General features: G+C 68.2%; 17 protein-coding genes. 3 read left to right on the top strand and 14 right to left on the bottom strand.

Features of this window, described 5'->3' with window-relative positions:
• Nucleotides 1-223: 223 nt before the first annotated feature.
• Nucleotides 224-685, top strand: a complete 462-nt coding sequence (locus tag CQ040_RS04865) for an Lrp/AsnC family transcriptional regulator (RefSeq protein ID WP_105526744.1) — start codon at nucleotides 224-226, stop codon at nucleotides 683-685.
• A gap of 30 nt (nucleotides 686-715) precedes the next feature.
• Here the strand turns inward: CQ040_RS04865 and CQ040_RS04860 are convergent, their stop codons facing one another.
• The 4 genes from CQ040_RS04860 to rsmA all read right to left on the bottom strand — a co-directional run bounded on the left by CQ040_RS04860 (nucleotide 716) and on the right by rsmA (nucleotide 4,228).
• On the bottom strand, nucleotides 716-1,135 hold the full coding sequence (locus CQ040_RS04860) for a hypothetical protein (protein WP_105526732.1): 420 nt from the start codon (nucleotides 1,133-1,135) through the stop codon (nucleotides 716-718).
• A gap of 194 nt (nucleotides 1,136-1,329) precedes the next feature.
• Complete coding sequence (locus CQ040_RS04855; RefSeq protein ID WP_105526733.1) at nucleotides 1,330-2,262, bottom strand: 4-(cytidine 5'-diphospho)-2-C-methyl-D-erythritol kinase; 933 nt, start codon at nucleotides 2,260-2,262, stop codon at nucleotides 1,330-1,332.
• Between the two features lie 7 nt (nucleotides 2,263-2,269).
• The gene (gene mgrA, locus CQ040_RS04850; protein ID WP_105526734.1) at nucleotides 2,270-3,337 is read right to left on the bottom strand and encodes an L-glyceraldehyde 3-phosphate reductase; all 1,068 of its coding nucleotides are present in this window, start codon (nucleotides 3,335-3,337) and stop codon (nucleotides 2,270-2,272) included.
• Nucleotides 3,338-3,346: 9 nt separating this feature from the next.
• On the bottom strand, nucleotides 3,347-4,228 hold the full coding sequence (rsmA, locus tag CQ040_RS04845; RefSeq protein ID WP_105526735.1) for a 16S rRNA (adenine(1518)-N(6)/adenine(1519)-N(6))-dimethyltransferase RsmA: 882 nt from the start codon (nucleotides 4,226-4,228) through the stop codon (nucleotides 3,347-3,349).
• Between the two features lie 54 nt (nucleotides 4,229-4,282).
• Here rsmA and CQ040_RS04840 point away from each other — a divergent pair, with 54 nt between their 5' ends.
• Nucleotides 4,283-5,539, top strand: a complete 1,257-nt coding sequence (locus CQ040_RS04840; protein WP_181156753.1) for an MFS transporter — start codon at nucleotides 4,283-4,285, stop codon at nucleotides 5,537-5,539.
• On the opposite strand, the gene CQ040_RS04835 is transcribed toward CQ040_RS04840, so the two are convergent.
• From CQ040_RS04835 to rsmI, 10 genes are all read right to left on the bottom strand, one after another.
• Entirely contained in the window at nucleotides 5,521-6,411 is an 891-nt protein-coding gene (locus CQ040_RS04835) for a TatD family hydrolase (protein ID WP_105526959.1), read from the bottom strand. The two genes, CQ040_RS04840 and CQ040_RS04835, sit on opposite strands and share 19 nt — an antisense overlap.
• Before the next feature lie 17 nt (nucleotides 6,412-6,428).
• Nucleotides 6,429-8,006: a methionine--tRNA ligase gene (gene metG, locus CQ040_RS04830; protein ID WP_105526960.1), complete on the bottom strand. Its 1,578-nt coding sequence runs from the start codon at nucleotides 8,004-8,006 to the stop codon at nucleotides 6,429-6,431.
• Between the two features lie 63 nt (nucleotides 8,007-8,069).
• Nucleotides 8,070-9,617, bottom strand: a complete 1,548-nt coding sequence (locus CQ040_RS04825) for a molybdopterin-dependent oxidoreductase (protein ID WP_258131397.1) — start codon at nucleotides 9,615-9,617, stop codon at nucleotides 8,070-8,072.
• A gap of 84 nt (nucleotides 9,618-9,701) precedes the next feature.
• Nucleotides 9,702-10,871: a glycoside hydrolase family 1 protein gene (locus CQ040_RS04820; RefSeq protein ID WP_105526961.1), complete on the bottom strand. Its 1,170-nt coding sequence runs from the start codon at nucleotides 10,869-10,871 to the stop codon at nucleotides 9,702-9,704.
• Nucleotides 10,872-10,908: 37 nt separating this feature from the next.
• Entirely contained in the window at nucleotides 10,909-12,609 is a 1,701-nt protein-coding gene (locus CQ040_RS04815; RefSeq protein ID WP_105526962.1) for an ABC transporter ATP-binding protein, read from the bottom strand.
• 5 nt (nucleotides 12,610-12,614) lie between these two features.
• Nucleotides 12,615-13,529, bottom strand: a complete 915-nt coding sequence (locus CQ040_RS04810) for an ABC transporter permease (RefSeq protein WP_105526963.1) — start codon at nucleotides 13,527-13,529, stop codon at nucleotides 12,615-12,617.
• On the bottom strand, nucleotides 13,526-14,506 hold the full coding sequence (locus tag CQ040_RS04805) for an ABC transporter permease (protein WP_028504022.1): 981 nt from the start codon (nucleotides 14,504-14,506) through the stop codon (nucleotides 13,526-13,528). Before CQ040_RS04805 ends, CQ040_RS04810 begins: the two co-directional genes overlap by 4 nt.
• Nucleotides 14,503-16,122: an ABC transporter substrate-binding protein gene (locus CQ040_RS04800; protein WP_258131395.1), complete on the bottom strand. Its 1,620-nt coding sequence runs from the start codon at nucleotides 16,120-16,122 to the stop codon at nucleotides 14,503-14,505. Before CQ040_RS04800 ends, CQ040_RS04805 begins: the two co-directional genes overlap by 4 nt.
• Nucleotides 16,123-16,359: 237 nt before the next feature.
• Nucleotides 16,360-17,472 (bottom strand): LacI family DNA-binding transcriptional regulator, encoded by a 1,113-nt coding sequence (locus CQ040_RS04795; protein ID WP_258131394.1) that lies wholly within the window; start codon nucleotides 17,470-17,472, stop codon nucleotides 16,360-16,362.
• A complete protein-coding gene (gene rsmI / locus CQ040_RS04790; protein WP_105526965.1) occupies nucleotides 17,469-18,296 on the bottom strand; it encodes a 16S rRNA (cytidine(1402)-2'-O)-methyltransferase in 828 nt (275 codons plus the stop codon). The genes CQ040_RS04795 and rsmI overlap by 4 nt, the downstream gene beginning before the upstream one ends.
• Nucleotides 18,297-18,358: 62 nt before the next feature.
• On the opposite strand from rsmI, the gene CQ040_RS04785 reads away from it, so the two are divergent.
• The gene (locus tag CQ040_RS04785; RefSeq protein WP_105526966.1) at nucleotides 18,359-19,912 is read left to right on the top strand and encodes a dolichyl-phosphate-mannose--protein mannosyltransferase; all 1,554 of its coding nucleotides are present in this window, start codon (nucleotides 18,359-18,361) and stop codon (nucleotides 19,910-19,912) included.

The raw sequence follows: 19,912 nt of genomic DNA, 5'->3' as shown, positions 1-19,912 counted from the left end.
TGCGGGGACGGGGCCGGCTGAGGCTCGTGGCCCGTCGCCGTCTGCACTCGGCTCGTACGGCTCGTGGCCTCGGCGATCGAGTGCGCGTGGTGTCCGCTCGTGACCGACACCCTGCGTATCTGACACTCATCTCAACACACGGCGATCATTCAGACCATAGAGTGAGTTCTGATTGATCGATCCGATCAGTCGCGACCCCACGACGAAGGCGACGGTGATCGGAATGGCCAACCTCGATGAGACCGACCGGAGGATCCTCACGGTCCTCGACACCGACCCCCGCCGACCCGTGGCCCTGATCGCCCAGGATCTGAACCTCGCCCGCGGCACGGTGCATGCCCGGCTGGACCGACTCGAATCCGGCGGGTACCTGCGCGCGCACAGCTCCCGCATCCTCCCGCAGGCGCTGGGTCGCGGTGTCGCGGCCTCGATCCTGGTCGAGCTCGACCAGCACCAGATCACCGCCGCGATCGACGCGCTCAGCCGGGTCCCCGAGGTGCTGGAGTGCTTCGCCCCCGCCGGCGACACCGACCTGCTGCTGCGCGTCGTCGCGAAGAGCCCTGAAGACCTCTACCGCGTGGCCGAGGTCGTGCGCCTGTGCCCCGGCATCCTCCGCACCTCGACGAGCCTGTTCCTGCGCGAAGTCATCCCGTACCGGGTGAGCGCACTGCTGCAGGCGGAGTAGCGGTCTCCAGAGAGGTCTCGGCCTGAACCATCAGGTCCGTGGCGCGAGCCCGGCGTAGAGCACCGCGCCGCTCTGCGGGTCGTTCATGACCAGCACCTGCTCCCCCACCCGCGGGATCTCCAGACGCGAGACGAGCGCCTGCACCGCGACCGCCTGCGCGCCGAGCTGCAGAGTGAGCACGATGTGCGGGTTGTCGTTCACGGTCTGACCCGTGTCCTGCAGCCCGAGCACCGTCACGGTCTGGGTCGGCACGCCGGCCGCCCGCAATGCCGCGACGTGCTCGGCCTGGTGGATCGACGAGGTCGCCTGCTGCATGGCCTCGGTGAACTCGCTCCCCATGAACGCCTTGGTCATCTTGCCCATGAAACCCCGGCCCGCGGCGATGTCATCGGCCATCTGCAGAGCCTCTTCCTGACGGTCCTGCGACGACTTCCTGTTGAAAAGTCCCATGATCACTCCTCCTGAACGATGCTTCCCTGATGGGTGTGACGCCAGGTTATTCAGGCGCCACGACTACCGATCACAGGAATCGATGAACACCGGATGAACCGCGGATGCCGGAGCAGGGGCGGATCCAGAAGCAGGGGGCGGATGCCGAAGCAGGGGGAAGGACGCCAGACGGATGCGGGCCAGAAGGGTATCTGTCAGCCGATGATGCGCGCGCCCGGAACGGGGCCGTGCACGTGCAGTGGGTCGAACCCGGTCTCACGCAGGGAAGACTGCACATCCTGCGCCGTCTCTGGATCGGGGCAGAGAAGGGCGACTGTTGGCCCGGAGCCCGACACGATGCCCTGCAGCGCACCCGCCGCGATCCCCTGCCGGATCGTCTCGGCGAGGTCGGGGCGCTCGTAGAGAGCCGCAGCCTGCAGGTCGTTGAAGAGCGTCTCGGCGAGCTGCGCCGGCTCGCCCGACCGCAGCGCCTGGAGCACCGGGATCGGCACGTCGAGCGAGGGAAGCGGATCGTCGGCGAGCGCACCCTCCTCCTCGCGCAGCAGGTCGAGGCGCTCGTAGACCACGGGCGTCGAGAGCCCCTGCTCGCTGGGCACCAGGATCCAGTCGAAGCGTCCGCGCGCGAGCGCCGGATTGAGCTGATCGCCGCGCCCCGTGCCGACCGCCGTGCCACCGTGCAACGCGAACGGCACATCGGCGCCGAGACGGGCCGCGAGGTCATGCAGGCGTGCCTGAGACAGGCCGGTGCCCCACAGTGCGTCACAGGCGACGAGAGCGGCCGCGGCATCTGCCGAGCCGCCGCCCATGCCACCTGCGACAGGGACGCTCTTGCGGATCTCCAGGGCGACTCCACCCCGGTGATCCACGGCGACGGCGAGCAGCTTGGCCGCGCGCATCGCGAGGTTGCGGTCATCGAGCGGGACCGCATCGATGTCTTCCACGCCGGAGACCGTCACGGAGAAGTCGTCGGCCGCGCGCGCGATCACATCCTCATAGAGGGAGACCGCCTGGAAGACCGTCGCCAGCGCGTGGTAGCCGTCGTCATGCCGCCCGCCGACCCCGAGGAAGACGTTGATCTTCCCCGGGGCGCGCACGTGCACGGAATCGGTGAACGCGGCATGGCTCATGATCGGGTCACAGCTCCGAAGACTTCGCCCACAGGTTGACGTCGATGGCCCCGGCGAGCTCGTCGATGCGGGCGAGCTCTTCCGATGTGAACTCGGGGCCGTTCACAGCCGCGATGTTCTCATCGAGCTGCTCGGGACGCGAGGCGCCGATCAGCGCGGAGGCCACCACGGGGTTGCGCAGCGTCCACTGCAGGGCGAGCTGCGCGAGCGACTGGCCACGCCCCTTCGCGACCTCGTTCAGCGAACGGAGCGTCTGCACGGCCTCGTCGGTCAGGTGCCCCTCGGGCAGCGAGCCGCGCTTCTGGGCACGCTCGGCGGTGCCGTCGCCGAGGTACTTGTCGGTGAGCAGCCCCTGGGCCAGCGGGGTGAAGGCGATCGCGCCCAGGCCCGTCTGCTCGAGGGTGTCGGTGAGGCCGTCTTCGACCCAGCGGTTGAGGATCGAGTAGGCCGGCTGGTGGATGACCAGCGGGGTGCCGAGATCCTTCGCGACCGCGACGGCCTCTGCCGTGCGCTCTGCGCTGTAGGACGAGATGCCGACGTAGAGAGCCTTGCCCTGACGCACGAGCGTGTCGAGCGCGCCGACCGTCTCAGCGATCGGCGTCACGGGGTCGACCCGGTGCGAGTAGAAGATGTCGACGTAGTCGAGGCCCATGCGCGTGAGCGACTGTTCGGCGCTGGCGAGGATGTACTTGCGGCTCGCGAAGTCGCCGTACGGGCCCGGCCACATGTCCCAGCCGGCCTTCGACGAGATGATCAGCTCGTCGCGGTACGGACGGAAGTCTTCGGCGAAGATGCGCCCGAAGTTCTTCTCGGCCGAGCCGTAAGGCGGACCGTAGTTGTTGGCCAGGTCGAAGTGCGTGATGCCGCGGTCGAACGCGTGGCGCAGCAGCGCGCGCTGGTTGTCGAGCGGGATGTTGTCGCCGAAGTTCCACCACAGCCCGAGTGAGATCGGGGGCAGGTAGAGGCCGGACGTGCCGACCTGACGGTAGGCGAACTGCTGGTAGCGGCTCTCGTCCGCGGCATACGGACGGTGCAGCTCGGGGACATCGGGGCGGAAGCGGGGGGACTCGGTCACGGTGCCAGATTACTGGGTGGGAGCGACATCGTCAGCGAGTACGTCGGCCGCAGCGGCCTGCTGCGCGATGCGCTGATAGTCCTCGACCGTGAGGTCTTCCCCCCGAGCCGTCGGTGCGACGCCCGCGGCGATCAGCACCTCGGATGCCGCAGCCGAGCTGCCGAAGAGCCCGGACAGTGCCTGGCGGAGCATCTTGCGGCGCTGATTGAACGCGGCATCCACGATCTTGAACGTGCGGCGACGCTCGTCTTCCGTGCCGCGTTCCCCTTCGGAGCGGTCGAACCCGACGAGCAGGCTGTCGACGTTCGGCACCGGCCAGAACACCTGGCGGGAGACGTTTCCGGAGAGCTTCCAGTCGCCGTACCAGGCGGCCTTGACGCTGGGCGAGCCGTAGATCTTCGAGCCGGGCTTCGCGGCCAGCCGCTCGGCGACCTCGGCCTGGACCATCACGACACCGCGCTGCAGGTAGGCGAAATTCTCGAGAAAGTGCAGCAGCACCGGCACCGAGACGTTGTACGGCAGGTTGGCCACCAACACGGTGGGCTCGCCCGGCAGCTCGGTGATGCGCAGCGCATCCGCATCGACGACCGTGAGACGCTCGGCCTCGACTCCGTGCTCGGCAGCGGTCTGCGCGAGGCGGGCCGCGAGGCGGTGATCGATCTCGACGGCCGTGACGGATGCTCCGGTCTCGAGGATCGCGAGCGTCAGGGAGCCGAGCCCCGGACCGACCTCGACCACACGCTCATCCGGCTGCACGCGAGCGGCCGCCACGATCTTGCGGACGGTGTTCGCATCGGTGACGAAGTTCTGGCCGAGCTTCTTCGTCGGGGTGACGTCGAGCTCGGCAGCGAGGCGGCGGATCTCGGTGGCGCCGAGCAGGGTGACGGTCATCCCCCCATTCTCCCCCACCAACCCGATGTCCCCCGCCGTCAGTAGTCTTCTCTGGTGCCTTCCCTCGGTGAACTCATCGCGCCCCGCCGCATGGGCCGAGACTTCCGCTGGCTGCTCGCGTCGTCGTGGACGAGCAACGTCGGCGACGGCGTCGCGCTCGCAGCTGCTCCCCTGCTCATCGCATCGATGACCTCATCGCCGATCCTGGTGGCGGCCGGTGCGATCCTGCAGTTCCTCCCGTGGCTCCTGTTCGGGCTGCACGCGGGCGCGATCGCCGACCGCTTCGACCGTCGGCGCCTGGTCATGCTCGCGAACGCCGCCAGGGCCGTGGTGCTCCTGGCGCTCTGCGTCTTCCTCGTCACCGGCGTCGCCAACATCTGGATCGTCCTCGCGGTCGCGTTCCTCTACGGCACCGCCGAGGTGTTCGTCGACACGGCGGGCAGCACGCTCTTGCCGATGCTCGTCAAGCCCGCCGACCTCGGCATCGGCAACGCCCGTCTCCAGGCCGGATACCTGGTCGCGAACCAGTTCGCCGGTCCGCCGCTCGGCGCGTTCCTGTTCGCCGCCGGCACCGCCTGGCCGTTCCTGCTCGAGGTCGTGTGCGTGAGCTTCGCGGTCGTGCTCATCTCGCGCATGGCGAAGACCCCCGTCCCGCCGAGGGAGACCGACGCCCACCCTCCCGTGCACACCGACATCGCCGAGGGGCTCCGCTGGCTGTGGCGCAACCCGCCGGTGCGCATGCTGGTGCTCATCATCCTGGTGTTCAACATCACGTGGGCAGCCCCCTGGGGCGTGCTCGTGCTCTACGCCACCGAGCATCTGCACATGGGTGCGGTCGGCTACGGAGCGCTCACGACCGCATCGGCCGCTGGCGGCATTCTCGCCACCCTCAGCTTCGGATGGCTGGAGCGGCACGTCTCCTTCGCGACCCTGATGCGCGTGGTGCTCTCGCTCGAGGTGCTCATGCACCTGTCGTTCGCGCTCACCACCGCCGGCTGGGTCGCCCTGGTCATCATGTTCTTCTTCGGCGCGTACGCGTTCGTCTGGGGCACGATCTCCACGACTGTACGACAGCGTCTGGTCCCCGCCGAGCTGCAGGGCCGGGTGGCGTCGGTGAACATGGTGGGGGTGTTCGGCGGCATGGTCATCGGGCAGGCACTCGGCGGCGTCATCGCCGAGGTGTGGGGACTCACCGCTCCCTGGTGGTTCGCGTTCGTCGGCGCCGCGCTCACGCTGCTGCTGGTGTGGAAGCCCATCTCGCAGATCGTGAGCGCGAAGCCGGTGCAAGAGATTCAGTCGAACGAACCGTAGACCCGCAAGGTGTTCTCGGCAAGCTGCGCGCACAGCTCATCGACGTCGATACCCAGCTCGGCCGCCATGAAGCGCACCGTGATCGGCACGAGGTACGGCGCATTCGGGCGGCCTCGCAGCGGCACCGGAGTGAGGAACGGGGCATCCGTCTCGACCAGGATGCGGTCGAGAGGGGTGACCCTCAGCGCATCGCGCAGGTTCTGGGCGTTCTTGAACGTGACGTTGCCCGCGAACGACAGGTGATACCCGGCATCGGCGCAGATGCGCGCCATCGCGTCATCGCCCGAGAAGCAGTGGAACACCGTGCGCTCCGGGGCGCCGACACGGGCGAGTGTCTCCAGCACCGCGTCGTGCGCGTCGCGGTCGTGGATCTGCATCGCGATGCCGTGCTTCTTCGCAAGGGCGATGTGCGCCTCGAACGACTCGAACTGCGGCGCCTGGCGCTCGGGCTCGGTGCGGAAGAAGTCGAGCCCCGTCTCGCCGATCGCCCTGGTGCGAGGGTGTGCGGCGAGCTCGTCGATCACCGCGAGCGCCTCATCCAGACCGACACCGCCCAGGCGCCCTTGCTCGGCATAGGTCGGCGCATCGTTCGGGTGGATGGCGACGGCGGCGAGCACGCGAGAGTCGGATGCCGCAGCCTCGACCGCCCACCGCGACGACTCGATGTCCCCCGAGGCCTGCACGACCCCGGCGATGCCGACGGCCGCCGCGCGGTCGAGCTGCTCGGTCAGCGACAGCGGCTCATCGCCGTCGACGATCTCCAGGTGCGCATGGTTGTCGTACACCGCAACGGTCAGCGGCTCGGGGGCGGACGGATACTTCAGATCCTTGCGTCCGTCACCCGAGCGCTCGCGAACGTACGTATCTGCCATGTGGTTCAGACCTCGGCTCAGGCCGTGGGCTCCACCCGCGGGAACAGCGGCGCGAGGCCGTTGACGCTGGTGCCGGGGCGCAGCACGCCCCAGGCTCCGGCCTCGCGGATCGGCTGGTCCTGCAGACGGCCCAGGGTCTCGGCGGCGCCGATCGCGATCCAGAGCTTCTCGGTCGACTGGGGCATCACCGGCGAGAGCAGCACGGCCAGCGCGCGCAGGCCCTCTGCGCAGGTGTACAGCACGGTGCCGAGGCGCGCGCGCTGGTCTTCATCGCGGGCCAGGGCCCACGGCTCGTTCTCGGTGATGTAGCCGTTCAGCGCATCGACGATCGTCCAGATCGCCGAGATCGCCTCGTCGATGCGGAACTGCGCGATCGACGCATCCGCGTTCGCCGCAGCATCCGCCACGATCTTCTGGATCGTGAGGTCTTTCTCGGTGTACTCGGCCGCGGGCGGCACGATCCCCTCGAAGTACTTCTCGATCATGGCGGTGGTGCGCGAGGCGAGGTTGCCGAAGCCGTTCGCGAGCTCGGCCTGATAGCGGGCGGACAGGTCTTCCCACGAGAACGACCCGTCCTGGCCGAAGGCGATCGCGGAGAGGAAGTAATAGCGGTACGCGTCGGAGCCGAAGACGTCGGTGATCTCGGTCGGCGCGATGCCGGTGAGCTTCGACTTCGACATCTTCTCGCCGCCGACCAGCAGCCAGCCGTGCGCGAACACGCCCTTGGGCACCTCGAGGCCGGCAGCCATCAGCAGGGCGGGCCAGATCACGGCGTGGAAGCGCAGGATGTCCTTGCCGACCACGTGGTACGCGGGCCAGCGGCGCTCGAACGTCTCCTCGTCGGAGCCGTAGCCGACGGCCGTTGCGTAGTTCAGCAGCGCATCGACCCACACGTAGATGACGTGCGACTCGTCCCACGGCAGCGGAATGCCCCAGTCGAAGGTCGAACGCGAGATCGACAGGTCCTTGAGACCCTGGCTCACGAACGATACGACCTCGTTGCGCGCCGAGTCGGGGCGCACGAAGTCGGGCTGCGTCTTGTACAGCTCGAGCAGACGGTCCTGGAACTCGCTCAGCTTGAAGAAGTAGTTCTTCTCCTGCAGCAGCTCGAGCGGCTTCGAGTGGATCGCGCAGACCTTCAGCCCCTCGAAGGGACCGGTGCCGTCGACGATCTCCGACTCGGGCTTGAACTCCTCGCAGCCCACACAGTAGAGGGCCTCGTACTCGCCCGCGTAGATGTAGCCGCGGTCATACAGGCGCTGGAAGAACGTCTGCACGTTCGTCTCGTGGCGCTCCTGCGTGGTGCGGATGAAGTCGTCGTTGGCGACGTCGAGCGTCGTCAGCAGCGGGAACCAGCTCTCGCTGACGAGCTTGTCGACCCACTCCTGCGGGGTGACGTTGTTCGCCGCAGCGGCCCGCAGCATCTTCTGGCCGTGCTCGTCGGTGCCCGTGAGCATCCAGGTGTCATCCCCCGCCTGGCGGTGCCACCGTGCGAGCGTGTCGACGGCCACCGTCGTGTACCCGTGGCCGATGTGAGGCACATCAGAGGGGTAGTAGATGGGCGTGGTGATGTAGAAGGATTCGCCTGCGGGCATGGAGCAATTCTAGGTGGGATACCGCGGGTGGTTACGCCGTTCGCACGCAGGCCCGCCCCGGGCTCACGCCACCGACACGTCGATGCGATGCCATCCCTGCGCACCGTCGGGCGCGGGGGCTGCCGGATCCGATGTCTGCGTCTCGCCAACGACACTGAGCGCCCGGCATTCGACGGTGTGCGCGCCACTCTCCGCCGTCCAATCGAGGCTCCACTGCACCCAGGTGTCGGTGGAGATGGCGGTCGCGAGCTCGGCCGCACGCCACGGACCGTCGTCGATGCGCACCTCGACCCCGGCGATGCCGACGTGCTGCTGCCAGGCCATCCCGGCGATCACCGCGTCGCCCGCCTGGATCGATTGACCGCGCCGCGGCACGTCGATGCGCGACTGCAGCTTGATGGGCCCGTGATCAGACCAGCCCCGTGTCGTCCAATAGGCCTTGGTGCGGTCGAACCGCGTCACCTCCAGCTGTGTGACCCACTTGGTGGCGGACACGTAGCCGTAGAGCCCTGGCACCACCATCCGCACCGGGAAGCCGTGCTCGATCGGGAGCGGCTCACCGTTCATGCCGATCGCGAGCAGGGCATCGCGGTCATCGGTGAGCGCCTCGATCGGCGTCGAGGCGGTGAAGCCGTCGGCCGAGGTCGAGGTCGAGAGCACCATGTCGGCATCGGCGTCGACGCCCGCACGCGCGAGCAGCTCCCGCACCGGGAGGCCCAGCCAGCGGGCGTTGCCGATCAGCGATCCGCCGACCTCGTTCGACACGCAGGCGAGCGTCACGTCCGACTCCTGCATCGGCATCGCGAGCAGTTCGTCCCAGGTGATCTCCACCTCGCGGTCGACCATCCCGTGGATGCGCAGCGACCAGTCGGCCGGGTCTACCTGCGGGACGATCAGCGCGGTGTCGATGCGGTAGAACTCCGCGTTCGGGGTCACGACAGGAGCGAGGCCGGGGATCGCCAGCTCCGCACCGGCAGGGACCGCAGCTGCCGCTCGTGCCGCCTTGGGCAGCCGCAGGGCGGCACGAACCGCCTCGATCGAACGGCTCGCACCGCGCGCGACATTGCCGACGATGAGAGCGACGGCGCCCGCTGCAGCGACCCCTGCGGTCCACACGAGGAACCGCCTGCGATCTTCGTCATCGGGGCCGAGGCCGGCGACCGGACGCAGCCGGCGGATCAGCATGCGCAGGATCAACACCGCGACGAGACCTGCGACGAGACCGGGGAGCCACGCGAACGGACCCGCGCCGGGGCGGATCATCGCGGCCACGACGGCGAGCGCACCGAGCGCCCCGAGGATCACCGCACCGATGCCGGATCGTCGAAGCTCCAGAATGCCGGCACCCGCGGCGACCACGACGAGCACCAGGGCGATGCCCACGATCAGCGCTGCCTTGTCGCCGGTGCCGAACAGCGCGATGGCCGTGTCCTTCGCCCAGCTCGGTGCGAGGTCGATGAGCCCGCTCCCGATCACGGCGAAGGGGCTCGCGCTCGGCTCCACCACCGCGGCGATGAGTTCTGCCAGGCCGACGGCGAGGAACGACGCGCTCAGGCCGGCAGCGGCCGACCTGAGCGTGTCTCCCCGCGTCGCGTGCATCGCGTGCGTCATGACCCGAGGCTAACCCTCCGGGCACGCCACGATTCACCGCAATTCTTACAAACCGCGGATCTCACGATCCTGAGCACGTGTCGATCAGAGACCGTTGCGACGCGCGACCTCTCCGAGCCAGGCCAGCGAGGGCTTCGGCGAGCGCACGAAGGTCTCGTGGTCGAAGCCGATGAGGCCGAACGTGGGACGGAAGCCGCTGGCCCACTCGTAGTTGTCCAGTGCGCTCCAGTGCTGGTAGGCGCGCACGTCGATGCCGTCGGAGATCGCGCGGTGCAGTCCTTCGAGCGCACCCTGCGTGTAGGCGATGCGACGCGTGTCGTCGGCGGTCGCGATGCCGTTCTCGGTCACGAGCACCGGCACTCCGCCGCTGCGCTCCCAGGCGCTGCGCACGCCCATCTCGAGCGCCTCGGGGAAGAACTCCCAGCCGGTCAGCGTGGTCTCGACATCAGCCGACACCGGGCGAGGACCTTCTGGACCGATGAAGGTGCGCGTGTAGGCCTGCACGCCGACGAAGTCATCGCCGGCCGACTGGTCGAGGTACCAGTGGTCGCGCGGGTCGCCGTACTCGGCGAGCATCTCGTCGGCTCCGGGCTCACCGGTGGAGTGGAACGCCTGCGTCGCGATCGTCCATCCGGCCTTGACCCCCGGCACAGAATGCAGGATCTCGGTGGCACGGTGGTGCGCATCGAGCAGCGTGTCGGCCACGGCGAGGTCGGGGTTCGGGAGGCCGTAGGCGACGAGGTTCGCTGCGTCTTCTCCCCCGGCGAGCATCGCGGCGATGTTCGGCTCGTTGATGGTGCACACGTAGTCGATGCCGTCGAGGATCGGGAGGACCGTCTCGACGTAGCGGGCGAACAGGTCGACCGCGTCGTCGGCACGCCAGAAGCCGTCCTTCTGGAACCACTGCGGCACCGTGAAGTGCATGAGCGTGACCGTGGGGTCGAGCCCGTTCTCACGCGCCGTGTCGATCATGCGGCGGTAGTGGTCGAGCATCGCTCGCGAGACGAAGCCGCGCTCGGGCTCGATCCGCGCCCACTCCACCGAGAACCGGTAGGAGTTCAGCCCGGCCGCGGCGAGCAGCCGCATGTCCTCCGGGTAGCGATGGAAGTGATCGGCGGCGTCACCGGAGGGCTCCACCATGGGCGAGCCGGGCGCGTGTTCCATCGCCCACCAGTTGCTCGTGGTGTTGTTGCCCTCCACCTGGTGGGCCGCTGTCGCGGCACCCCACAGGAAGCCGTCGGGGAATGCGAGCACGAGTGCTCTCCTCTCTCTTGTGTTGAAGTCGTGATGGTCAGCGAAGGCGTGCGGGATTGGGCACGGCATCCAGCAACTGGATCGTGTACGGATCCTCCGGATGCTGCAGCACCTCCGCGGTCTCGCCGCGTTCGACCACCCGGCCGCCGTTGAGGACCAGGATGTTCTGGGTCACGAGCCTCGCGCTCAGCAGGTCGTGCGTGATGTAGAGCATGCTGATGCCCCATCTCTCGCGCAGATCCTCCAGCAGTGCCAGCACACCGGCTCGCAGGGATACGTCGAGCATCGAGACCGGCTCATCGGCGATCAGCACCTGCGGGTCGCTCGCGAGCGCCCTGGCGATCACCACGCGCTGCCGCTGGCCGCCGGAGAGCTGATGCGGCAGCTTGGCCGCGAACTGCTCGACGGGCGTGAGACCGACCGTCTCGAGCAGTTCGAGCACCCGGGCCCTGGCCTCCGGTCCCCGCAGCTTCGTGTAGTTCATGACCGGACGGGTGAGGGCGTACTCGACCGTGTGCAGCGGATTGAGCGCCGCATACGGGTCTTGGAACACCATCTGCACGTCTTTGCGCAGGTCGCGCAGACCGTGTCGCTTGAGAGAGGCCACGTCGACATCGCCGAAGTGGACCGTTCCGGAGGTCGGCTTCTCGACGCCGGTGAGCATCTTGGCGATGGTCGACTTGCCCGAGCCCGAGGCGCCGACGAGCGCGAGCGCCTCTCCGGGTTCGAGCCGGAACGACACGTCGTCGACCGCTGTCACGGCATCCTGTCCGCGGCGCGGAGCCGGGTAGTGCTTCGAGACGCCGTCGACCACGATCGCCGCATCCGCACGACGGGCGTCGCGCGACGACACGGTCGGCAGCGTCTCGGTGACATCGGTCCGCGAACGTCCTTCGCTGCGACGCGTCCCGAGGTCGACGAAGCCCGGGATCGACAGCGTCTTCGCGCGGGGGTCCGCGTAGTGGCTCAGCAGCATCCGCGTGTACTCGTCCTGCGGGCGCTGGAGGATGTCGATGCTGGGCGCATCCTCGACGATGTGTCCCTCGTGCATCACCATCACCCGGTCCGTGGCCTCGAGCACGATGCCGAGGTCGTGGCTGATGAGGATGGCGGTGAAGTGCTCGGCGCGCTGCAGCTCCTTGATCGTGTCCATGACCGCGTGCTGCACGAGCACGTCGAGCGCCGTGGTGGGCTCGTCGAACACCATGAGCTGCGGTTCGAGCGAGAGCGCGAGCGCGATGGAGGCACGCTGGCGCATGCCGCCGGAGAGCTCTCCCGGGTAGCGGGCGAGCACCGACGCCTCGAGCCCCACCTTGCCGATGAGCTCGCGGGCACGCGCATCGCGGGCGTCCTTGGGCACGTGGCCGTGAGCGGCGAAGATGTCGCGGAAGTGGTTGCCGATCGTGCGCACCGGGTTGAGGGCGTTCATGCCCGACTGCAGCACCATGGCGAACCCGCCCTGGCGCTGACGGCGCAGCTCCTCGGCATCCAGCTCGCGGATGTCGCGTCCTCCGAAGAGGATGCGTCCGGCGCTGATCCGCGCCGGCGGCTTCTGCAGGCGGGTGAGGGCGAAGCCGAGAGTCGACTTGCCCGACCCCGATTCGCCGACGAGCCCGACGAACTCGCCGCGGCGGAGCGAGAACGAGACGTTCTCGACCGCGGTGACGGGCTTGGTGCCGGGTGAGGCGTATTCGACGGACAGTCCCTGCACATCGAGCAGGATCTCGTTGGAGTCCATGGCAGTCATCGGCCCTTCCCCTCTCGCAGGCGCGGATTGGAGATGCCGTCCACGCCGAAGTTGATCAGTGTCAGGCTCAGCGCCAGAAGTGCGATGCACAGACCGGGCGCGAACAGCAGCAGCCACTGTCCGGTGAGCAGAGAGTTGGAGTTCTGCGCCCAGTAGAGCATGGTGCCCCAGCTGACGATGCTGGAGTCGCCGAGGCCGAGGAACTCCAGGCCCGCCTCCGCGAGGATCGCCGCTGTGGCCGCCCCGAAGAGCGTGCCGGCGATGATCGACGTCATGTTCGGCAGGATCTCGCGGAACACGATGCGCGTCCTGCTGTCACCTGAGAACTGCGCCGAAGTGACGAAGTCGTTGCCGCGCAGCGACTGCGTCTGACTGCGGAGCACGCGAGCACCCCAGGCCCAGCCGGTCACCACGATCACGGCGATGATCATCAGGATCCCGCCGTTCTGCAGGTACGCGGCGATCACGATCATCAGCGGGAGTCCGGGGATCACCAGGAAGAGGTTGACGATGAAGCCGACCACCTCACCGGCGAAGCCGCGCATGTATCCCCAGCTGAGGCCGATGAGCACGGCGACGATGGTGGACAGGATGCCGGCGGCGAAGCCGACCAGGAGGCTGATCTGCGCGCCGTAGATGAGCTGGCTGAGCACATCTTCCCCGGCGGCGGTCGTGCCGAGCCAGTGCGCCCACGAGGCGTCCGCGTTGCGCTCGAACGTGTTGTCCTTCGCGCCGTAGGGGGCGAGGATCGGGGCGAACACCGCCACGAGCACGAAGAAGGCGAGCAGGCACAGCCCGAGTCGAGCCTTGCCGTTGCTCCAGAGCGTGGCGACCATGCGCCCGAAGGCGCGCCACGGGCTGGGCGCGGCGATGCGCTCGGCGGGGATCTTGACGTTCATGGTGGAAGTCATCGGCGCGTCCTTGGGTCGAGAACCCCGTAGAGGATGTCAACGAGGAAGTTGGCGATGAGCACGCTCACGGTGATCATCAGGAAAAGTGCCTGCATGAGCGGGTAGTCCTGCCCGATCACGGCGTTGAACAGCAGATACCCGATGCCCGGATAGCCGAACACCTGCTCCACGAGGATCGATCCGCCGACCACACCGCCGAGCGTGAGCCCGAAGCCGGTGAGGTTCGGCAGGATCGCGTTGCGCGCGGCGTACCGGAGGGCGATCGTGCGGCCGTGCAGACCGTTCGCCTCGCCGAAGGTGATGTAGTCCTCGCCGAGCGTGTTGATCATGGCGTTGCGCATCCCGATGATCCAGCCACCGAGCGAGGTGAGCAGGATCGTCAGCGCAGGGAGGAACGCATGGCTGATCAGGTCGCCGAGGAACTCCCAGGTGAACCCTGGGGTCGTGGTCGCCGAATAGGCGCCGGTGGTCGGGAACCAGTGCAGCACGTAGCCGAAGAAGAACAGCAGCAGCAGCGCCGTCCAGAAGTAGGGGAACGTGCTCAGGAACGAGCCGGTGAGTGTCGGCAGCGTGTCGAGCCAGGTTCCTCGGCGCCAGGCGGCCGCGACGCCGATCAGCGTGCCGATCACGAACGCGAGGATCGTGACGATGCCGACGAGTCCGATCGTGTAAGGCAGGGCCGTTGAGACCATGCTCGACACCGACTGCGGATAGAACGTGTACGAGACGCCGAAGTCGAGCCGGGCGACCTGGCCGAGGTAGGCGATGTACTGGTCCCACAACGATCCGGTCGGAACACCCAGCTGCGCCTCGATGGCTGCGCGCGTGGCGTCGGAGACCGGCCCGTTCTGGGACAGCTTGGCGATCGCGGCATCCGCCGGGGATCCGGGCATCATGCGCGGAAGGAAGAAGTTCAGGGTGATCGCAGCCCACAGCGTGAGGACGAACAGGCCGAACTTCTGGAGAACGTACTTCATCGGTCATCCCCGTCCACGCGCTTGAGGTGAGTGAAGATCATCAGCGGCGCTGAGTCGTAGTTCTGCGGGATCATGTACGGGTCTTCCTCACTCGGCCAGCCGGTGAACTTGGCGTCGTTGAACAGACCCCAGATGCCGCCGTAGTAGAGGCCGATCACGGGCATCTCGTCGTAGACGATGCCCTGCAGCTCCTTCACGATCTCGGCCTGGCGGGCGGTGTCGACGGTCTCGCGGTACTCGGCGAGCAGCGCATCGACCTTCTCCGACTTGAAGCGCTCGAAGTTGTTGGCCGTCGGCTTTCCCGACGGCACGTAGAACTCGCTCGAGAGCAGGTTGTTGTATGCCTGGTAGACGTCGCCGTTGCCCATGCCGCCGATCGCCATCTCGAAGTCGCCGTTGCTGATCGCGCTCTGGTAGCCCGCCGGCTGCGGGAGCTTCAGCGTGACCTTCACACCGACGTCGGCGAGCTGGCTGCGCACGGTCTGCGCGGCTCTCGTCCAGTCGGTGAAGCCATTGGCGGTGGTGAGTGCGAACTCGAGCTGCTCCCCGTTCGCGTCCACGAGACGGTCGCCGTCGAGGGTGTAGCCGGCCTTCTCGAAAGCGGCGAGAGCTGCGTCCTTGTCCTGCGTGATCATGCCCTGGTCGGGGATGCTCGGATCGAGGTACTGCTCCTGGTTGGGAAGGATGAGCCCGGTCTGACCTGCCGGCTTCATGTATCCCTCGGAGGCGGTCTCGGCGATCTCCTCACGGTCGAGCGAGAGCGCGATGCCGCGACGCACGTTCACGTCGTCGAAGGGCGCGACCTCGAGGTTGGGCATCAGCGCGATCACGCCGCCCGGCGGGAACCACCAGGAGTTGTGCTCGCTCGCCGCCCCCCAGGTGCCCTCGACGTCGGAGATGAAGGCGTACGCCCAGTCGTAGCCGCGGCTGACGGTGTCGAGCTGCGAGTTCGTGGCGGGGAGGATGATGTGCTCGATCTCGATCGAGTCGGCCTGCCAGTAGTCGGGATTCTTGTCCATCGAGTACTGCTGGTCGTTGTAGTTGCCGAGCACGAAGGGGCCGGTGCCGACCGGATTCTCGTTGCGGTAGGTGCCGGGGTCCTTCACATCGGACCAGAGGTGCTCGGGCACGATCATGGTCTGTCCGAGGATCGACAGTGAAGGAGCATCTTCGGTCTTGAGGTGCAGGATGACATCACTGCCCTCGGTCTCGACGCTGTCGAGGTGCTGCCACGCGCCCTTGATGTCGAGGGAAGGGTTGTCCTTGAGCAGCTGGAACGTGAAGGCCACGTCCTCGGGCGTCAGGTCTTCCCCGTCGCTCCACTTCACACCGTCGCGGATCGTCATGACGATCGTGCGGGCGTCGGGCTGGGCCCATTCCGAGGCGAGCCACGGGTTCTGCGTGCCGTCGAGCGGGTTGATCAGGATCAGCGGCTCGTAGATCCACCGCGACGCGGTGCGCGTGTTGGTGAGATACGGGTTGAAGTTCTTCGTGAAGAACGGGTTGCCCTTGTCGGCGTTGATCAGCATCGTGTCGGCACCGATCGATGGATCGGGTTGGGATGTGATCTGGATGCTGCAGCCGCTGAGTGCGACCGCGACGGCTGCGAGGCCCACGATCGCTGCTCTGCGCCAGCGCTGGATCAAGCGCCCTCTCGGCGTTGTGCCACCTGACATCTGCCACCTCATGTCGTCTCTGTCATGAAGGGCGCTCCTCCCGGAACACCGGATCTTCGGAACACCCGCACGGCCTTCGCCGTCTCAGGACGGTTCTCACCGCCTCAGTGATTGTAAGCGCATACATTTTGCGATCGCAACCCCTTGACACCGACGCGCCGGCGTGAGCGACCCCGGTCAGGAGGGGCGCTGCGAGCTCTCGCGCAGCAGGATCTGCAACGGCAGGCGCGCGACGACGGGCTCGGCCTCCGCGTTCTCCAGGCGTCGCGCGAGCACCTGCACGGCCGCCCTTCCGAGGTCGATCATCGGCTGGCGGATCGTGGTCAGCGGCGGCCGGGAGAGCGCCGCCGCCTCGATGCCGTCGAAGCCGGTGACGAGCACGTCGTGCGGCACGCGGATGCCCGCTCCACGGAACACGTCGAGCGCGCCGAGCGCCATCTGATCGTTCGCCGCGATGAGGGCTGCCGGCACGCCCGAGTCGACCAGCTCCTCGGCCGCCCGGCGCCCGGATGCCCGAGTGAAGTCGCCACGCAGAACGGTCACGTCGTCGTGCGACCGGCCGGCCGCCGTCACGGCCGCGGCGAAGCCCTCCCATCGCTGCAACCCATCAGGCGAATCCGCGGGCCCTGCGAGGAAGGCGAGCCGCCCATCCCCCACCTGCGCCAGTACGTGTCGGGTCAGCTCGGCCATCGCCTCGGCGTTGCTCACCGTGACGTGGTCGTAGTGATCGCCGCGCGGTGGTCCGGAGAGCACCACCACCGGGATGCGCCGCGCCAAGCGCGCCAGCACGTCGTCCGGCACGCTGCGCGCGAGGACCATCAGCCCGTCGACGCGCCCGGCCATGTCGCGCACCGTTGAACGGTCGGGGTCGTCGCGTCCCACTCCGACCATGAGCACGAAGCCCTGCTTCCAAGCCTCGAGCTCGGCACCACGGAGCACCTCGTCGAGGAACAGCATCGATGAACGCACACCGTCGGCGTCCGTCTCATCGCGGACGATCGCGAACGGCGGCGCATCGGCACGGGCGGCTGAGAGCGCGTCGAGCGGCGGGGCGTCCTCCGCCGCATCGAACCCAGGGAAGTACAGCCCGAGCACGCCGGTGCGGCGCTCCGCGAGCCCCCGGGCGCTGCCGCTGGGGACGTAGCCGAGCGCCGAGACGGCATCGAGCACGCGCTCACGGGTGACCGGACGCACCGCATCCGGCGAGCGCAGCACGCGTGAGACCGTGGCGATCGAGACGCCGGCCCGGTCGGCCACGTCATAGACGGTCGCCGCCTTGCTCACGGTCACGCCCCTCCGGAGCGGGCGGCCAGGGCCGCCTGGTAGAGGTCGCGGGACGACAGACCGCTGAGGGCGGCGACCTCGGAAGCGGCATCCTTCAGCCGGATGCCGTCGGCGACGAGCTTCTGCACCTGGGCGAGCGCGTCTTCCGGCGAGGCGTCGCGTCGGGTCGCCCCCTCGACGACCACGACGATCTCGCCCTTCACGCCGTTCTCGGCCCAGGCCACGAGCTCGGACGCCGTGCCGCGACGCACCTCTTCGTAGAACTTCGTGAGCTCCCGGCACACCGCGATCCGCCGCTCGTCACCGAACGCTGCGCCCATGTCGCCGAGAGAGCTCGCCAGGCGTGCGGGAGACTCGAAGAAGACCATCGTGCGTGGTTCGGCGGCGAGTGCCCGCAGCGTCGAACGCCGCTCCCCCGGCTTGCGCGGCAGGAAACCCTCGAACGTGAAGCGATCAGTGGGAAGACCCGAGATCGCGAGCGCCATCAGCACCGCGCTCGGTCCGGGGATCGCCGTCACCGTGACCCCCTGGGCGACCGCCTCGGCGACCAGCCCGTAGCCGGGGTCGCTCACGGTCGGCATGCCGGCATCGCTCATCACCACGATGTCGGTCTCCGCCGCGAGTGCTGCCAGCTCGGCGGCCTTCTGCTTCTCGTTGTGGTCGTGCAGGGCGATCAGGCGGGGGCGGTTGGTGATCTCCAGCGCCTTCAGGAGTCGTTGCGTGGTGCGGGTGTCCTCCGCGACGACGACCTCGGCGTTCTCCAGCACCTCCACCAGACGCCGTGACGCGTCGCCGAGATTTCCGATCGGAGTGGCGGCGAGGATGATCACCCGCCCAGCTTAGGCGGGCAGGATGCAGCCGACGGAGAAGGCGCGTTGTCTAGGCTGGAGCGGTGACCGCGCCCGTGCCCCTGCTTCCCGCTCCCGAGGAGCGTCTGACGCGCTACGGGCAGCTCCGCGATCGCCTGCTGCGCGACCCGGACTGGGGGCGGGCCATCCGGTGGCTGGCACCCCTCGTGATCACCGCGATCGCCGCGGTGCTGCGCCTGGTGGGCGTCGCGCATCCGCACCAGCTGGCGTTCGATGAGACCTACTACGTCAAGGACGCCTGGTCGCTGTGGACGCTCGGCTACGAGGGCACCTGGGGCGAGAAGGCCAATGACGCCTTCATCACGCTGCAGAATCTGCCGCTCTCGGGGCAGGGCGCGTTCATCGTGCATCCTCCACTGGGCAAATGGCTCATCGCGCTCGGCATGGCGATCGGCGGCCCCGACAACAGCGGCGGCTGGCGACTGGCGACAGCGGTGCTCGGCGCGGGCTCCGTGCTCCTGGTGTACCTGATCGCCCGACGCCTCAGCGGCTCGGTGGTCGTCGCGAGCGTGGCAGGCACCCTGCTCGCGATCGACGGGCTCAGCATCGTGATGAACCGCATCGCCCTGCTCGACGGCATCCTGACCTTCTTCGTCCTGCTGGGCGTGCTCTTCGTGCTGATCGACCGGCAACGGACGATCCCCGTCCTCGAGCGGCGAGACCCGGATTCGCCCGACCCGTTCTGGGGCCCCATCCTCTGGCGTCGTCCCTGGCTGATCGCTGCGGGGGTGGCGCTCGGTGCGGCATCCGCCGTGAAGTGGTCGGGACTGTACGTGCTGGCGGGCTTCGGCCTGTACGTCGTCGTCACCGATGCGCTGGCCCGCCGCCGTGCGGGTGTGGTCCTGTGGCCGACCTCCGCCGCGTTCCGCCAGGGCCCCGTCTCGTTCGCGCTGCTCGTCTTCCCGGCACTGGCGGTGTACCTGGTGAGCTGGACGGGCTGGCTCGTGACCGCGGGCGGCTACGACCGGCAGAGCGACCCCAACCCGCTGATCGCGCTGTGGAAGTACCACGAGTCGATGCTCGGATTCCACGTCGGCCTGACCCGCGGGCACCCGTATGCGAGCCCCGCCTGGGAGTGGCCGCTCCTGCTCCGTCCGACCGCGGTGTGGGTCGATTCCGACCCCACGGGCTGCGGCACCGACCACTGCATCGGCGTGATCTCGGCGATCCCCAATCCGCTCATCTGGTACGCGGGCGTGGCGGCGGCCGTCTACCTGCTGTACCGACTGGTGCGCGGCTGGATCACCCGGCAGCCCGTCGGTCCGGAGCTGAGCATCCCCCTGGTCGGCCTCGCCGTCACCTACGTGCCGTGGTTGATGTTCCCCGACCGCACGATCTTCCAGTTCTACACGGTCGTCATGATGCCGTTCCTCGTGCTCGCGCTGGCGATGACGCTGCGGATCATCGCCGGCAGACGCGAGGATCCGCTGTATCGCCGACGATCCGGCGAGCGCACGGTGATGATCTTCCTCGCGTTCGTCGTGCTGGTGTCGGCGTTCTTCCTGCCGCTGTGGACCGGGATGAGCGTGCCGTACGAATTCTGGCTGCTGCACAACTGGCTGCCCGGCTGGGTGTGA

Origin of the sequence: Microbacterium sp. MYb54, from assembly GCF_002979515.1 — a bacterium.
Classification (GTDB): Bacteria; Actinomycetota; Actinomycetes; order Actinomycetales; family Microbacteriaceae; genus Microbacterium.
This window is presented reverse-complemented; position numbering and strand designations above follow the sequence as displayed.

Excerpts from the sequence above, each read along its gene's own strand:
- CQ040_RS04865 (WP_105526744.1), top strand. The coding sequence starts at position 224 with ATGGCCAACCTCGATGAGACCGACCGGAGGATCCTCACGGTCCTCGAC.
- CQ040_RS04860 (WP_105526732.1), bottom strand. The coding sequence starts at position 1,135 with ATGGGACTTTTCAACAGGAAGTCGTCGCAGGACCGTCAGGAAGAGGCT.
- CQ040_RS04855 (WP_105526733.1), bottom strand. The coding sequence starts at position 2,262 with ATGAGCCATGCCGCGTTCACCGATTCCGTGCACGTGCGCGCCCCGGGG.
- rsmA (WP_105526735.1), bottom strand. The coding sequence starts at position 4,228 with ATGACCGTCACCCTGCTCGGCGCCACCGAGATCCGCCGCCTCGCTGCC.
- CQ040_RS04835 (WP_105526959.1), bottom strand. The coding sequence starts at position 6,411 with ATGGCAGATACGTACGTTCGCGAGCGCTCGGGTGACGGACGCAAGGAT.
- metG (WP_105526960.1), bottom strand. The coding sequence starts at position 8,006 with ATGCCCGCAGGCGAATCCTTCTACATCACCACGCCCATCTACTACCCC.
- CQ040_RS04825 (WP_258131397.1), bottom strand. The coding sequence starts at position 9,617 with ATGACGCACGCGATGCACGCGACGCGGGGAGACACGCTCAGGTCGGCC.
- CQ040_RS04815 (WP_105526962.1), bottom strand. The coding sequence starts at position 12,609 with ATGGACTCCAACGAGATCCTGCTCGATGTGCAGGGACTGTCCGTCGAA.
- CQ040_RS04810 (WP_105526963.1), bottom strand. The coding sequence starts at position 13,529 with ATGACTTCCACCATGAACGTCAAGATCCCCGCCGAGCGCATCGCCGCG.
- CQ040_RS04805 (WP_028504022.1), bottom strand. The coding sequence starts at position 14,506 with ATGAAGTACGTTCTCCAGAAGTTCGGCCTGTTCGTCCTCACGCTGTGG.